14 protein-coding genes and 1 other annotated feature are annotated in these 14,331 nt (G+C 37.3%); of the genes, 10 read left to right on the top strand and 4 right to left on the bottom strand.

Features of this window, described 5'->3' with window-relative positions:
• The first annotated feature begins 87 nt into the window (after positions 1-87).
• Positions 88-756: a hypothetical protein gene (locus tag DN393_RS18275; RefSeq protein ID WP_149173746.1), complete on the top strand. Its 669-nt coding sequence runs from the start codon at positions 88-90 to the stop codon at positions 754-756.
• An 81-nt stretch (positions 757-837) separates the two neighbouring features.
• Here the strand turns inward: DN393_RS18275 and DN393_RS18270 are convergent, their stop codons facing one another.
• Complete coding sequence (locus DN393_RS18270) at positions 838-1,065, bottom strand: hypothetical protein (RefSeq protein WP_064476261.1); 228 nt, start codon at positions 1,063-1,065, stop codon at positions 838-840.
• Positions 1,066-1,231: 166 nt separating this feature from the next.
• Positions 1,232-1,468, top strand: a binding site (T-box leader).
• A gap of 65 nt (positions 1,469-1,533) precedes the next feature.
• Between DN393_RS18270 and DN393_RS18265 the strand changes: the two genes are divergently transcribed.
• The 3 genes from DN393_RS18265 to DN393_RS18255 all read left to right on the top strand — a co-directional run bounded on the left by DN393_RS18265 (position 1,534) and on the right by DN393_RS18255 (position 4,405).
• Entirely contained in the window at positions 1,534-2,850 is a 1,317-nt protein-coding gene (locus DN393_RS18265; protein WP_098103571.1) for an APC family permease, read from the top strand.
• A gap of 105 nt (positions 2,851-2,955) precedes the next feature.
• A complete protein-coding gene (locus DN393_RS18260) occupies positions 2,956-4,140 on the top strand; it encodes an MFS transporter (protein WP_098103575.1) in 1,185 nt (394 codons plus the stop codon).
• An 82-nt stretch (positions 4,141-4,222) separates the two neighbouring features.
• Positions 4,223-4,405: a hypothetical protein gene (locus tag DN393_RS18255; RefSeq protein WP_088047832.1), complete on the top strand. Its 183-nt coding sequence runs from the start codon at positions 4,223-4,225 to the stop codon at positions 4,403-4,405.
• Between the two features lie 27 nt (positions 4,406-4,432).
• Here the strand turns inward: DN393_RS18255 and DN393_RS18250 are convergent, their stop codons facing one another.
• A complete protein-coding gene (locus DN393_RS18250; protein WP_064476264.1) occupies positions 4,433-5,191 on the bottom strand; it encodes a TrmB family transcriptional regulator in 759 nt (252 codons plus the stop codon).
• 188 nt (positions 5,192-5,379) lie between these two features.
• On the opposite strand from DN393_RS18250, the gene DN393_RS18245 reads away from it, so the two are divergent.
• The 4 genes from DN393_RS18245 (at position 5,380) to DN393_RS18230 (ending at position 9,282) form a co-directional block, all read left to right on the top strand.
• Positions 5,380-7,380, top strand: coding sequence for a methyl-accepting chemotaxis protein (locus DN393_RS18245; RefSeq protein WP_064476335.1), 2,001 nt, complete (start codon positions 5,380-5,382; stop codon positions 7,378-7,380).
• A gap of 77 nt (positions 7,381-7,457) precedes the next feature.
• The gene (locus DN393_RS18240; RefSeq protein WP_001018862.1) at positions 7,458-7,760 is read left to right on the top strand and encodes an MTH1187 family thiamine-binding protein; all 303 of its coding nucleotides are present in this window, start codon (positions 7,458-7,460) and stop codon (positions 7,758-7,760) included.
• A 48-nt stretch (positions 7,761-7,808) separates the two neighbouring features.
• Positions 7,809-8,054, top strand: a complete 246-nt coding sequence (locus tag DN393_RS18235) for a YusU family protein (RefSeq protein ID WP_001290592.1) — start codon at positions 7,809-7,811, stop codon at positions 8,052-8,054.
• A 310-nt stretch (positions 8,055-8,364) separates the two neighbouring features.
• The gene (locus tag DN393_RS18230; RefSeq protein WP_000436767.1) at positions 8,365-9,282 is read left to right on the top strand and encodes a proline dehydrogenase family protein; all 918 of its coding nucleotides are present in this window, start codon (positions 8,365-8,367) and stop codon (positions 9,280-9,282) included.
• Between the two features lie 22 nt (positions 9,283-9,304).
• On the opposite strand, the gene DN393_RS18225 is transcribed toward DN393_RS18230, so the two are convergent.
• Positions 9,305-10,144 (bottom strand): D-alanyl-D-alanine carboxypeptidase family protein, encoded by an 840-nt coding sequence (locus DN393_RS18225; protein ID WP_149173745.1) that lies wholly within the window; start codon positions 10,142-10,144, stop codon positions 9,305-9,307.
• 97 nt (positions 10,145-10,241) lie between these two features.
• Positions 10,242-10,388 carry a YuzL family protein gene (locus DN393_RS18220; protein ID WP_001096344.1) on the bottom strand — a complete coding sequence of 49 codons (147 nt, stop codon included), beginning with the start codon at positions 10,386-10,388 and terminating at the stop codon, positions 10,242-10,244.
• 237 nt (positions 10,389-10,625) lie between these two features.
• Between DN393_RS18220 and DN393_RS18215 the strand changes: the two genes are divergently transcribed.
• Both DN393_RS18215 and DN393_RS18210 read left to right on the top strand, forming a co-directional pair.
• Positions 10,626-13,007, top strand: coding sequence for a 3-hydroxyacyl-CoA dehydrogenase/enoyl-CoA hydratase family protein (locus DN393_RS18215; protein ID WP_064476266.1), 2,382 nt, complete (start codon positions 10,626-10,628; stop codon positions 13,005-13,007).
• Positions 13,008-13,028: 21 nt separating this feature from the next.
• Positions 13,029-14,201: an acetyl-CoA C-acetyltransferase gene (locus DN393_RS18210; RefSeq protein ID WP_064476267.1), complete on the top strand. Its 1,173-nt coding sequence runs from the start codon at positions 13,029-13,031 to the stop codon at positions 14,199-14,201.
• Positions 14,202-14,331 lie beyond the last annotated feature (130 nt).

Below are 14,331 nucleotides of genomic sequence, written 5' to 3'. Positions count from 1 at the left end.
TTAAGGAAATGTTAAGAAACCAACATTACTATAGGCATTGTATACGATAGTGTACATGCTTTAGAAATATGAAGGAGGAAATTTCCTATGAAGAAGAAAACAGTTGGGTATTTAGCGATTGCAGGTGCTTTATCATTCGGAATCATTGGAGGAGTCGGTATTCCGGCATTCGCGGCAACGAATACTCCAGCAGCTGAGCAGTCTACAAAAACGGCGAAAAAAGATTTGGATGACGCTACAAAACAAAAAGTAAAAACGATTATGGACGATACAAAGAAACAGTTGAAGGAGTTAGGTGTAAACCTTCCAGAGAAAGAAAAACGGAAAGATATGTTCGCTAACTTAGACGAAGCAACAAAAGAAAAAGCGAAATCAATCTTAGAACAAGAGAAATCCGGCAAACTAACACGTGAACAAGCAAAAGAAGAATTAACAAAGCTAGGTGTGAAATTCCCTGAGAAAGGTAAGCATAAAGACATGCTTGCTGACTTAGATGAAGCAACAAAAGAAAAAGCAAAGTCTATTTTCGAACAAGAAAAATCCGGGAAATTAACTCATGAGCAAGTAAAAGAAGAATTAACAAAGCTAGGTGTGAAACTTCCAGAGAAAGAGAAGCATGAAAACATGTTTGCGGGATTAGATGAGGCAACGAAAACAAAAGCAAAAGCGATTTTAGAAAATGAGAAGAAACAATTAGAGGCGTTGAATGTGGATCTTCCGCATCATAAGATTTTTATGAAAAAAGATGAGAAATAATTGAGTGAAGTCGTATCTTTCGTGTGGGCAACCGGAAGGTACGTGCGAGGACCGATTTCTGTTAGCAGAAATCGGTCCCTTTTAATGATTCAATAAAATTTTTTTCATTGTTAGTATGTATCCAAAGACGCAGTAGAAGATTGCAAAACCGATAAACACTTCTGTGTATTGGTATTTACCTAATACGTAGAAGGCAGCAGCTGGTATAATAGCTACCGCTAAAATGCTATAACCAGGATACTTGTGCCTGTACATGATAGCGAATAGAACAGAAAGAAACGTAGCGATGATACAAAAAACAGCAATCATTATTGGTGCACCTCCTATATAGATTGTACCATTTTTAGGGAATTAGAGAAGTGTCGTAACTTCTGTTATAATATAAGAAGAGAAATATTTCTTATGTTATATAAAAAAATATATTGATTTTTTCTAACAATTCAATATAATGAACAATAACTACAAAATTCGACATCAAGAAGTGATGATGAGGACATGATCAATTTTTTACGATTCTCAGAGAGGGAAGCCTTTGGCTGTGAGCTTCCTAATACGGAAAACTGGATTACCACCTCTGAACTGCAGCAGTGAACGGATACCTAGTAATTGCTTGCCGGCAAAAACCGTTATTTAGACTTGAGAAATTGGTGAAGTGTGTTACTTTGCGAATTGAAACAAGGGTGGAACCACGAATACAACACTCGTCCCTTTTTTAGGGAGGAGTGTTTTTTTATTTCATTTTTGCATCACACTAGAATTGGAAGGAGGATACGCAGCATGCATCATGATGAGAAGAACAAAATTGGTTTAACAGTAGCACTTTCTATCGTAGTAGGAACGATTATTGGATCTGGTGTGTTTATGAAACCAGGGAGCGTATTAGATTACTCAGGGAGTTCTAATATGGCTATTCTTGCTTGGGTAATTGGTGGACTATTGACGCTAGCCAGTGGTTTAACAGTAGCTGAAATTGGAGCGCAAATCCCGAAAAATGGTGGGTTGTATACGTATTTAGAGGAGATTTACGGAAGCTTTTGGGGATATTTATCAGGCTGGATGCAAACGATTGTTTATGGACCAGCTATTATTGGAACATTAGGATTGTACTTTAGTTCTTTAATGATTAATTTTTTCTATTTAGATAAAGTATGGAATTTACCAATTGCTATTGGAACAGTTGTGTTCCTTGGCGTTGTAAATAGTCTGGGAACAAAATACGGAGGTATCGTTCAAACAATCACGACAATTGGGAAAATGATTCCGATCGTATTAATTGTTGTACTAGGTTTTTGGAAAGGGAATAGCGATATCTTTAATGTAGTAGTGCCGATATCAGAAAATCAAAGTATCGGTATGGCAATTTTAGCAACATTATTTGCTTATGACGGCTGGATTCTACTTGCTTCGATTGGCGGAGAAATGAAGAATCCAACAAAGTTATTACCGAAAGCGATGACAGTTGGGATTTTAATTGTAACGGCTGCTTACGTACTAATTAACTTAGCGTTATTAAATGTATTACCAGCAGCGAAAATTGTAGACCTTGGAGAGAATGCAACAGCGACAGCTGCGGGCATGTTACTTGGAGAATATGGCGGAAAAATCATTAGTATCGGTATTATCGTTTCTATTTTCGGTTGTTTAAATGGAAAGATTTTAACGTTCCCACGTATTCCGATGTCGATGGCAGAGCGTGGACACCTTCCGTTTTCTAAGTTTATCGCAAAGGAAAGTCCAAGATTTAAAACACCAGCAAATGCGATTACTGTTGAAATCATTTTAGGAATTATTTTAATGATTATTAGTGATCCGAATAAGCTATCTGAGATTTCCGTATTCATTATTTATATTTTCTATGTAATGACGTTTATTGGTGTCTTCATTTTAAGAAAACGTAACAAGAATAAAGAGCGTGCATACAGTGTACCGTTATTCCCGATTGTACCAATCGTTGCGATTTCAGGATCATTGTTTGTACTTGGAAGTGCGATTATTAATGATCCGGTAAGTTGTTTCTTATCAATTGGAATTGTCTTTACTGGACTGCCGGTGTATTGGTATTTAAATAAGAAGAACAAAAATAGTGTTTCATAATTAGAAGGCAGGCGTATGATACGCCTGTTTTTTTACTGTAAAAAAATTGTACTTGTTTTCAATTTCTTTTTTGGTTACTATAGTCGTAGTAACCAAAAAGAAAGCGTGGGGAAAAACTTGAATTTTCGTGTGTATATTTTAGCTATCGCGGCTTTCGTAGTCGGAACGGTTGAGCTAATTATAGGAGGAACGCTCGATCTAGTTGCCAATGATTTAGGAGTATCTATTAGTGCAGCTGGTCAGCTTATAACAATATTTTCAGTAGTGTTTGCTTTATCAGGTCCGGTTTTATTAGCGGTAACTGGAAAATTTGAAAGAAAAAGATTATACATTGGGGCATTATCAATTTTTTTAATCGGAAATATTATTTCAGCATTTAGTGTGAATTACGGGATGTTAATGTTTTCAAGGGTTGTTTGTGCAGCGAGTGGTTCGCTTATTATTGCACTATCAGTAACACTTGCTTCTAGTGTTGTAGAACCGCATTTTCGTGCGCGTGCAATTGGAATTATTTTCATGGGGATTAGTGGATCGCTCGTACTTGGAGTACCACTTGGACTTGTACTAGGAAATGCATATGGATGGCGTGCACCATTTGTATTAATTTCGGTATTAACAGTTATAGCAATCGCTTGTATTTCATTATTCTTAACGAAAGTACCACCGACATCAGTGTTATCAATAAGAGAACAAATTGCTACGTTAAAAGATAAGAAAATCGTAAGTGCACAGTTAACATCATTTTTATTTTTAACGGGGCATTTAACACTATATGCATATTTAACACCATTTTTAAAAGATGTGATGCACGTGGAAGCGGATTGGATTAGTGTATTTTACTTCATTTTCGGAATTGCAGCGGTACTTGGAGGCGGTCTTGGGGGCTTGCTTGCTGATAAATGGGGATCGAAGAAAAGTATTATTTCCATCATTATTGTATTTGCATGTGCAATCTTTATATTACCAATGATGACATTCTCATTCCCGCTGTTCATTATTATGATGGGACTTTGGAGTATGCTGAGCTGGGCTATTTCGCCAGCGCAACAAAATTATTTAATTGAAATTGCGCCAGAATCAGCTGGTATTCAGCAAAGTTTAAATAATTCTGCCCTTCACTTAGGAATTGCACTCGGTTCAACAGTAGGCGGAGTTGTTATTGAAAAATCATCTGTTATATATAACGCTTGGGTAGGAGGCGGCTTTATTATATTAGCGCTGCTTTGTGCGATTTTCTCTATTACGAGAGGACGTTCTGCTCAGTTTGCGAAGGAAGAATCTATCGTTTGATAGGTTCTTTTTTTTATTTGTAAAAAATTGCAGGTTTTAGTAGGTATATGGAGAAAGTTGTATGCAGCGAGGTGATGGGTAAATGATGTTTAATTTCTCGATATTCGGTATAATACTTGCACTATTGCCGATAGTTGTAGTTGTTTTTGTATTAGGGTGGATTCGTGTCATCTATCAAAATTCAGAGAAACAAGTGGAGCAAAATGAGAAAATTATTGAGCTGTTGATGGAGATAAAGGAGCAAAATAAAAAGGAGTCTAGGTGAAGAACTAGACTCCTTTTTTGTATGCAATTAATACCGCAACTTCCGCAACAAACTTTTAATTTCCTCATCTTGCATGAAGAGATCCAGATGCTTCTCTGTAATTTTTGCAAGTGCAACGTCGTGATAGAAGAATTCTGTAAAGAACTTTACGAAAGGTTGTGACATTGTTTTCATCGCTTGCCATGACTCTTGCTCTACACCAGCAAATAAAATTTCGCGGTCGTCAACGATTAGCAGCAAGTAGCGTTCTAATGCATTAGGTTCTTCAGTTGGGATTAGAAAATGCATGTTTTCTAAGTCTGTTTCTACTTGTCCAACTATAAGGGACTCGAGTTTGACGCCTTGTTTTGCTTTTTCTTCTAATGAAGAAAGGTATTCTAAAAGAGTATCATTCCAAGCTGAAATGCGAATCGATTCTTTTGCACTTTCGATGAGTTCCTTACTTTGCACTCGAATAGAAGATTGCATTTTTAAGCTCCACACACGGTCATCTGTAAATGATTTTTTCGATATATTTGTTTCCAATTCTTTAATATTTGATTGGAATTCTGTCGTTAATTTTTCAATTGCTAGCTTGAGTGGTAAAGCTGTATACAGCTTTTTCTTTTCTGAAACAGAATCCATTACCATCCCTTTATCGATCAGGCGTGCTAGCACTTCATATATTTTTGCTTTTGGAACACCAGAGTGCTTCACAATCGTTGTAGCATCTAGTGGTTCGTTGCTTGATACGACAACTTCATAAGCTTGGCTTTCATATTGTGAGAAACCGAATTTTTGTAACATAGTTCCCTCCGAACGAATGAGATTATATAGCTTAAGGATAATGAACTATTTGTTTTTGCACAAGTGGTAGTAGGTTGTCTACTCAAATTGAGATGAGAATTAATTTCAATTTTTTAATTTTATCCATTATACTTAATATAGTGATTAATATGATTACAATACAACGAGAAGGGGATGCTTGGGGGAAGATGTTAAGAAGTTTACGTTTAAAAATTGCGGTAGTATTTTCGGTGCTTATTTCTATGATGTTTGTAATATTAGGTACAGCAATGTATCAATTACAGAAAGAGAAGGAAGTGCGCTCCTTAGACCAGTATTCTCAAAATACGATGGATCTTGTGACAGAGCAACTTACGACATTTGTTCAAAGAACGGATGAAGATATGGGATATTATGCGAACAGTGAGATGGTTCGTAATATACTTCAAGACGGTGTTACTCCAGAAGAAGAAGCCTTTTTGACGAAAGAGTTTTCGGAGTACAAAAAGAATCATCCTGGCATTTTAGACTTATATATTGGTACGAAAGATAAAAAAACATTAAGTGCCAATCTTGCTGAAGGTGGACAAGTGCCAGAAGGATATGATCCAACGACAAGATCATGGTATAAAGACTCAGAAGCTGATGTGAAAAAGGTTCACTGGGGACAACCTATGTATGAAATTGCAACAGGTAAGCTAAGCGTGGGAGTTTCTAAAGCAATTACAGCTCAAGATGGATCTGTATTAGGTGTTGTTGCGATGGATGTATCACTTGGAACAATTCAGAAATTACTTCATAATATTCAATACAATAATGGCGGAGAAATGTTTATTATAAATGATAAAAGTATGGCTCTTGTTTACCCAGAGAAAATAGGGAAAGATGTTTCGAAAGAGCCACTTGTGAAGAGTTTAAATAAAGAGGTAACAAAATATGCTGTCACTACATTAAAAGGTGAAGATGTAGTTGTTTATAGCCAGTCATTTGATTTGATGAAATGGAAAATAGGAATTTTTTATCCGAAAGAAACGATTGATGGGCTATTAAATAGTACGAGAAATACAGTCATTATAATGGCTTGTATTAGCTTATTAGTTGGAATCGCAGCTTCATACTTGTTCTCAAGAAGATTAGCAAGACCATTGCAACTATTAACGAATCACGTTCAAAAAGTAGCAGAAGGTGATTTAACGTTGCAAATGAAAGTGACAAGTAAGGATGAAGTTGGAGAACTGACGAACCACTTTAATCATATGGTTGAGCAAATGAATGAAATGGTAAGTAAAATTAAAAATAGTGTATCAACAGTGCAACAATCAACGAATAATCTACATTATTTAACGAATGAAACTGTAGCAGCTAGTAGAGAAGTATCAGGTGCAATGGATGATGTGAGCGGAGGAGCGTCCACTCTTGCTAATAGTGTAGATGAAGTTTCAGAACAGCTCGAGAATATGGCGCAGTCAGTGGAACAAATGAATCACTCCGTTGGTGAAATAAAAGGTGTGGCTGGCAAAGCTGAAGAGGCATCTAAGCAAGGATTAAATACGATGCGTAATTTAGTTCGTACGAGGGGCCAATCATCATCGATTGTTGTTCATACAGAGGAAGCATCCGGAAAGTTAGAGCAAAGAGTTGGATCGATTCAAAATGTTGTAGAGCTTATAAAAGGTATTTCGGATCAAACGAATTTACTTGCTTTAAATGCTTCAATTGAGGCGGCACGTGCAGGGGAACAAGGTAAAGGCTTTGCTGTTGTGGCCGAAGAAGTTCGAAAGTTAGCGGAACAATCTAAAGAGGCGACAGGAGAAATCGCAACGATGATTGGCGATGTACAAGTAGAGGTAAGACGGGTTGTAGAAGTTGTAAGTAAATTAAAAGATATTGCAGATATACAAAATAAAGTTACGACAGAGGCAGAAACGGAATTCCGCACAATTATGTCAGTTGTAAATACGATTAGTACTTCAGTCGAACAAATTGTAGAAGAGGTACATAACATCGGTTATGAGCAAGGAGAAATTACAACGGTAATGCATACAATTGCTAGTACGAGTCAAGAAAGCGCAGCTGTTTCGGAAGAAGTAAATGCTGCAACTGAATCTCAAGTGAGTCATCTAGAAAAGGTAGCTCATACGATGGAAAGTTTGACGGAGCATATGAGAGACTTAGAAAGATTGGTTGAGCAGTTTAAAATAGAGGAATAACAAATTAGTAAAATGATGAGTATTTCGGTAAAATAGACAATGGATATATAAGAAGCAATTATAGGAGGAAGACTACTATGGCAATTGTTGACGTATCGATTATTCCAGTAGGAACGGGTAATCCAAGTGTTAGTGAATATGTAGCAGAAGTACAAAAGGTGCTAGAGAAAAATGCAGATCGCGTGAAGTATCAATTAACACCAATGAATACAGTAATTGAAGGAGATCTTCCTGTCATTCTAGAAGTAATTCAACAAATGCATGAAGTTCCATATACGAAAGGTGCACAGCGCGTTGCAACAACAATTCGTATCGATGATCGTCGTGATAAAGTAAGCACAATGGAGAAGAAATTAAACTCTGTTCGATCAAAATTATAAGAAAAAGCAGCGATTTTCGCTGCTTTTTTCATATAGGAGGTAAATAAAATGAGTGAAAAGTTTAACGAGCAATTTGACGGATTACTAGAGAAATACACGGAGTTATTACTGGGAGAGAGCAATGAAGAGAGAAAAGAACAGGTACAGAAGTGGGCCCTGTATTCTTATATTGCAAAGACGATGCCAGCTTTAGTGAAGCACTGGAATGAGACATATCCCGATGCAAAAGAAGAGATGGTACAGTTAATTACAGATATTAAAAAGCTGAATGAAGAGAAGAGAAATGAGCAATAAAAAACTTGAGGTAAATATAATCTCAAGTTTTCAGTATTAATATCCTTATATAATTTACATGGAATATAAAGGGTTTTATAAGCATGTCGAATATTTTCGACATGCTTATTTTGTGCCTAGTAAATTCGTTTTTTCTAAATGTCGAAAAATATTCCCTGCATATTTATAAGCGGAAATATAGGGTTTTAAATGTTTTTATAGTATTTTATAAATTATCTAAATAATTATTTGTATCCAATAATTTTAAACAGTGATATAATTTTGAAGAGGGGTAAAAAACAGATAAATCACAGTCATAGGGGTGAATTACATGGAACAATTAATGCGAAATTCGTTTCTTTTCTTGTCAAAAAATAAAGCGCTAACAAAACTGGCTAAAAAGTATGGTTTGCGCTTTGGTGCAGGTCGCTTCGTCGCAGGGGAGACGATTGAATTAGCGACAGCTGCAATTAAAGCATTAAATAAGCAAGGTCTTTGTGTAACAATCGATTATTTAGGTGAATTCGTTGATAACGAAGCGGAAGCAAATGAAATGGCTAGCGAATCGATTGAAGCGATTCGTGCAATTGGAAGAGAAGGTCTTAATTCGCAGCTTTCTTTAAAGATGACTTCTATGGGATTAGATATCTCTGATGAAATCGTAATGAACAATATGCGCCGTATTTTAGAAGCTGGAAAAGAAAATGGTGTGTTTATTACAATTGATATGGAAGACTATACGCGCTGCGGGAAAACAATTGAGATCTTTAAACAATTAAAATCTGAATACGATAATATTGGTACAGTTATTCAAGCTTACCTATATCGTACAGAAAAAGATATGGAAGAATTAAATGCTTATAGTCCTAATTTACGTCTTGTAAAAGGAGCTTATAAAGAGCCTGAAGAGGTAGCGTTCCCGGATAAGAAAGATGTAGATGATAACTATAAAAAAATTATTAAAATGCACTTATTAAATGGAAATTATACTGCAATTGCTTCACATGACGAAGCGATTATTGAATATACGAAAAAACTTGCCGAAGAACACAACATTCCAAGAGACCAATTTGAATTCCAGATGTTATATGGTATTCGTAATGAGCGTCAACTTGAGCTAGTAAAAGAAGGTTACAAAATGCGTGTTTACGTACCTTATGGAAACGACTGGTATGGCTACTTCATGCGTCGTCTAGCAGAGCGTCCAGCAAACGTTGCGTTCGTATTAAAAGGTATGGTTAAAAAATAACCAAGGAGAAAATACTCCTTGGTTATTTTAATTGCTGAAATGCGTAATGTGCCATTTTTTTCGTATCAGGATATAGTTGTGTGCGAGTAGAAGATAATACAACATTAATGACGCGTTTACCGTCTTTTTCATCCACTGTTACGACCGTATATTTTCCGAGTGCTGATAGACCGCTTTTACTTCCAATTGCATATGGATCGTCATATAGTTCTTCTCGTCCATAGTTTGCGATGTTTGGAGAGCGTTCTGAAGTATGTAGAGTTGTACGTGTTGAATTCATATATTCTAAAACAACTGGGTACTTTAATGCTTCTTTCGTAATCATAGCAATATCATATGGTGATACTTTATTTCCGAGTGCATCAGCACCACTTGCATTTTTGAAAGTCGCATGCTTTGTACCAAGTTCCTTCGCTCTTGCATTCATCATTTTTACAAATTCATTTTTTGATCCTACGATATGTTCTGCGATAGATTCAGCGATTGGGTCTGCACTAATGATAAGCATAAGTTTTAATGCCTCATCACGCTTTAACTTTTCCCCAGCACGAAGTTTAATCTTCTTACTTTGACTTTCCGTTTTAATTGCGTTCTCTGTAACCGTAATTTCTTCATCTTCTTTTACATTCTCTAGTAAGAGTAAGGTAGTCATCATTTTCCCTATACTAGCGGGATAAGAGCGTTCGTCTTCCCGTTTTCCATACAAAACTTCACCTGTGTCTGCATCGATTGTAATGCCGTATTGCCCAGTAATGTTAGGTTGATCCGCTCTTACAGCTTGTTGCCTTTGTGCATAAGAGAAGAAAATCATCCCTGTAAATAGTGTAGCAATCATTACAATCATAACTATTGTTCGTTTCATCATCGTTCCCTCTTTTGTTTTCCATATGTACAAATAAATTGGGCAGAAAAAGCAGCCATTACCCATTATGCCACGTTTTCTGCCCAAAAATATACCGTTATTTTTCGCCCATATTATGCTTCTTATATTGTTGGTTATTACCTTGACGGCCCTTTTCCACACCGTGATTATGCGGACCTGCATTTCCCGTTACGCTTGCTGCGCTAATTCCAGCCTTTGAAGGGTTCTTCTTAAGTTTTGCCATATATATTCCTCCATTTTCGTCAGATTATAAAAAGGAAAAGTGTATTTGAGTGAAGAAAATACATATATATAGCATGGACAAATAAAAGAAAAATATTTATTTCAGAAAATTTTATCAATAAATATATTGCGAAAATTCAAACTGTATCATATATTTATTAGTAGAGGCTCACTCATTGATTGCGACTTATGTCGAAAAATTGAATGAGCATTCATTCAAGAATAGGGGGAGAATTGGATGTTCCAAATTAAAAAGGCTGCTGTTCTAGGTTCAGGCGTAATGGGTTCAGGGATTGCGGCACACTTAGCTAATATTGGTATTCCGACATTATTGCTTGATATTGTACCACCTGCGCTAACAAAAGAAGAGGAAGCGAAGGGACTTACATTAGAACATAAAAGTGTGAGAAATCGTTTTAGTAATACGGCTGTGCAAAAACTACTAAAGCAAAAACCAGCTCCTCTGACAGTGAAAGGAAATCTAGCACTGATCGAAGCAGGTAACTTAGAAGATGATCTTGAGCGTCTAGCTGATGTTGATTGGATTATTGAAGTAGTAGTTGAAAACTTAGATATTAAAAAGAAACTATTTGAAAAAGTAGATGCTGTTCGTAAAACGGGTTCTATTGTAAGCTCGAATACGTCAGGCATTTCAGTAGAAAAAATGGCAGAAGGTCGTTCAGACGACTTCCAGAAGCACTTCTTAGGCACACACTTTTTTAACCCACCACGATATTTAAAACTTCTAGAGGTAATACCGACGAAAGAAACAGATCCACAAGTATTAAGCTTCATGAAACTATTTGGCGAAGACGTTCTTGGAAAAGGCGTTGTTATCGCAAAAGACACACCAAACTTTATTGGAAACCGCATCGGTACGTACGGTTTATTAGTAACTCTTCAAGAGATGATAAAACGCGGCTATAGCATTGGGGAAGTTGATTCTGTAACAGGCCCACTTATTGGTCGTCCGAAGAGTGCAACATTCCGTACATTAGATGTTGTCGGTTTAGATACATTCGTACACGTTGCAAATAACGTATATGAAAACGTACAAGAAGAAGAGCGTGATGTATTTAAAGTACCAGCTTTCATGCATGACATGCTTGATAAAAAATGGCTTGGAAGCAAAACAGGTCAAGGCTTCTTCTTAAAACAAGGAAAAGAAATTTTAGAATTGAACCCTGAAACGATGGAGTACGAAGCTCGCAAAAAATTAAAAGCTGCATCTATCGAGTTAAGTAAACAAGAAAAAGGTTTATCGAATAAATTGAAAGCGCTTGTATACGCGAAAGACCGTGCAGGAGAGTTGTTATGGAACATCATTACACCGACTCTTTTATACTCTGCAAAACTTCATAAAGAAATTGCTGACGATATCGTTGCAATTGACCAAGCGATGAAGTGGGGCTTCGGCTGGGAGCAAGGACCATTTGAAGTTTGGGATGCAATTGGCGTTGAAAAGTCCGTTCAAAAGATGGAAGAAAACGGTGCAGTTGTTCCGACTTGGGTGAAAGAAATGGTAGAGAAAGGTTTCACTACTTTCTACAAACATGATAACGGAGATAGCTACTATTACGATAATGGCGAATATAAGCTAATCGAACGTAATAAAAAGGCAATTTCTCTTAAACAATTAAAAGCGAAAAATGGCGTATTAAAGAAAAATAGCGGAGCGAGCTTAATTGATTTAGGTGACGGCATCCTTTGCTTAGAATTCCATTCGAAGAGTAATGCAATTGGTATGGATATTACGCAAATGATTAACTACGCTGTTGATGAAGTAGAAAAGAATTATAAAGGTCTTGTTATCGGTAACCAATCGAAGAACTTCTGCGTTGGTGCGAACCTAGCAATGATCTTAATGGAAGCACAAGATGACAACTACTTTGAAATTGAGTGGGTTGTGAAAAACTTCCAAGATGCAATGACGAAAATTAAATACTCTTCTAAGCCGGTTGTAGCAGCACCATACGGTATGACGCTTGGCGGAGGTACAGAAGTTTGTTTACCAGCAGCTAGCATTCAAGCTTCTAGCGAAACGTATATGGGCTTAGTAGAAGTTGGTGTTGGCTTAATCCCTGGCGGAGGCGGTAATAAAGAGCTATACATTAAACACTTAAATAAAATGCCAAACGGTGTAGAGTTTGATCTGCAAAAAGTTGCGAATAAAGTATTCGAATCTGTAGCGATGGCGAAAGTTTCTACATCAGCACAAGAAGCTGTATCGAACAACTTCTTAGGCGATAAAGACGGTATTAGTGTGAATGGTGATCACTTACTATATGATGCGAAACAAAAAGCACTTTCTTTATATGAAGCAGGTTATAAAGCGCCGATTCGCAAAAAGATACCAGTTGTTGGTGAAACAGGATATGCAACACTTGTACTTGGTGCAGAAGCAATGCATTTATCAGGTTACATTTCTGAACATGATCTTCACATTGCGAAGAAACTTGCATATGTCATTGCGGGCGGAAAAGTGCCGTACGGAACAGAAGTTGATGAGCAGTATTTATTAGATGTAGAACGTGAAGCATTTATTAGCTTAGTAAGTGAGATGAAATCACAAGCAAGAATGCAGCACATGCTTGTAAAAGGAAAGCCATTACGTAACTAATAACGAGGGGAGATATCGTTCATGAGAGAAGCTGTCATTGTTGCGGGAGCAAGAACACCAATTGGAAAAGCAAAGAGGGGTTCATTAAAAACAGTTCGTCCTGACGATCTAGGGGCGTTAGTAGTAAAGGAAACGTTAAAGCGTGCGAATTATGAAGGACCAATCGACGATTTAATTTTCGGTTGTGCAATGCCAGAAGCAGAGCAAGGTTTAAATATGGCTCGTAATATCGGCGGACTAGCAGGACTTTCTTACGATGTTCCAGCTATTACAATTAACCGTTACTGTTCTTCAGGGTTACAAAGTATTGCTTACGGAGCGGAGCGTATTATGCTTGGTCACTCGGAAGCAGTATTATCAGGCGGAGCGGAATCAATGAGTTTAGTTCCGATGATGGGACACGTTGTTCGTCCAAATAGTCGCCTTGTTGAAGCAGCTCCAGAATATTATATGGGTATGGGACATACAGCAGAGCAAGTTGCTGTGAAATATGGAATTTCTCGTGAAGAACAAGATGCATTTGCAGTAAGAAGTCATCAACGTGCTGCGAATGCATTAGCTGCAGGGAACTTTGCTGATGAAACAGTATCTGTAGATGTAACGTTACGTACTGTTGGATCAAACAATAAACTGCAAGAAGAAACAATCATTTTCGCACAAGACGAAGGTGTAAGAGCAGAAACGTCGCTAGACATTTTAGGTAAATTACGTCCAGCATTTAACGTTCGCGGTTCTGTAACAGCTGGTAACTCTTCACAAATGAGTGACGGTGCAGCATCTGTACTATTAATGGATCGTGAAAAAGCAGTGAGTGATGGCATGAAACCACTTGCGAAATTCCGTTCATTTGCAGTAGCTGGCGTACCACCAGAAGTAATGGGAATCGGCCCAATTGCTGCAATTCCAAAAGCGTTAAAATTAGCTGGTTTAGAGCTATCTGATATTGGCTTATTCGAACTAAATGAAGCATTCGCTTCTCAATCGATCCAAGTTATTCGTGAGCTTGGTTTAGATGAAGAAAAAGTAAACGTAAACGGCGGTGCAATCGCACTTGGACATCCACTTGGCTGTACAGGAGCAAAACTAACACTATCTCTTATTCACGAAATGAAACGCCGCAACCAACAATTCGGTATCGTAACAATGTGTATCGGTGGCGGAATGGGAGCAGCGGGAGTGTTTGAATTACTATAAAAAGTGGAAGCGGCTCGTTCAGAATGTGAGGAAGAAGCGAAGCCACCGAACATTCTAGCCGCTGGAACTAGATTATAAAAAGTGGAAGTGGCTCGTTCAGAACGAGACGCCCATGCAAAGAATGGAAGCA

It is taken from the genome of Bacillus sp. BPN334, assembly GCF_008368885.1.
GTDB lineage: Bacteria > Bacillota > Bacilli > Bacillales > Bacillaceae_G > Bacillus_A > Bacillus_A wiedmannii.
This window is presented reverse-complemented; position numbering and strand designations above follow the sequence as displayed.

Coding starts and splice junctions, on each gene's coding strand:
- DN393_RS18230 (WP_000436767.1), top strand. CDS start 8,365: ATGGAACAATTAATGCGAAATTCGTTTCTTTTCTTGTCAAAAAATAAA.
- DN393_RS18240 (WP_001018862.1), top strand. CDS start 7,458: ATGGCAATTGTTGACGTATCGATTATTCCAGTAGGAACGGGTAATCCA.
- DN393_RS18250 (WP_064476264.1), bottom strand. CDS start 5,191: ATGTTACAAAAATTCGGTTTCTCACAATATGAAAGCCAAGCTTATGAA.
- DN393_RS18265 (WP_098103571.1), top strand. CDS start 1,534: ATGCATCATGATGAGAAGAACAAAATTGGTTTAACAGTAGCACTTTCT.
- DN393_RS18255 (WP_088047832.1), top strand. CDS start 4,223: ATGATGTTTAATTTCTCGATATTCGGTATAATACTTGCACTATTGCCG.
- DN393_RS18215 (WP_064476266.1), top strand. CDS start 10,626: ATGTTCCAAATTAAAAAGGCTGCTGTTCTAGGTTCAGGCGTAATGGGT.
- DN393_RS18275 (WP_149173746.1), top strand. CDS start 88: ATGAAGAAGAAAACAGTTGGGTATTTAGCGATTGCAGGTGCTTTATCA.
- DN393_RS18225 (WP_149173745.1), bottom strand. CDS start 10,144: ATGAAACGAACAATAGTTATGATTGTAATGATTGCTACACTATTTACA.
- DN393_RS18220 (WP_001096344.1), bottom strand. CDS start 10,388: ATGGCAAAACTTAAGAAGAACCCTTCAAAGGCTGGAATTAGCGCAGCA.
- DN393_RS18235 (WP_001290592.1), top strand. CDS start 7,809: ATGAGTGAAAAGTTTAACGAGCAATTTGACGGATTACTAGAGAAATAC.
- DN393_RS18210 (WP_064476267.1), top strand. CDS start 13,029: ATGAGAGAAGCTGTCATTGTTGCGGGAGCAAGAACACCAATTGGAAAA.
- DN393_RS18270 (WP_064476261.1), bottom strand. CDS start 1,065: ATGATTGCTGTTTTTTGTATCATCGCTACGTTTCTTTCTGTTCTATTC.
- DN393_RS18245 (WP_064476335.1), top strand. CDS start 5,380: ATGTTAAGAAGTTTACGTTTAAAAATTGCGGTAGTATTTTCGGTGCTT.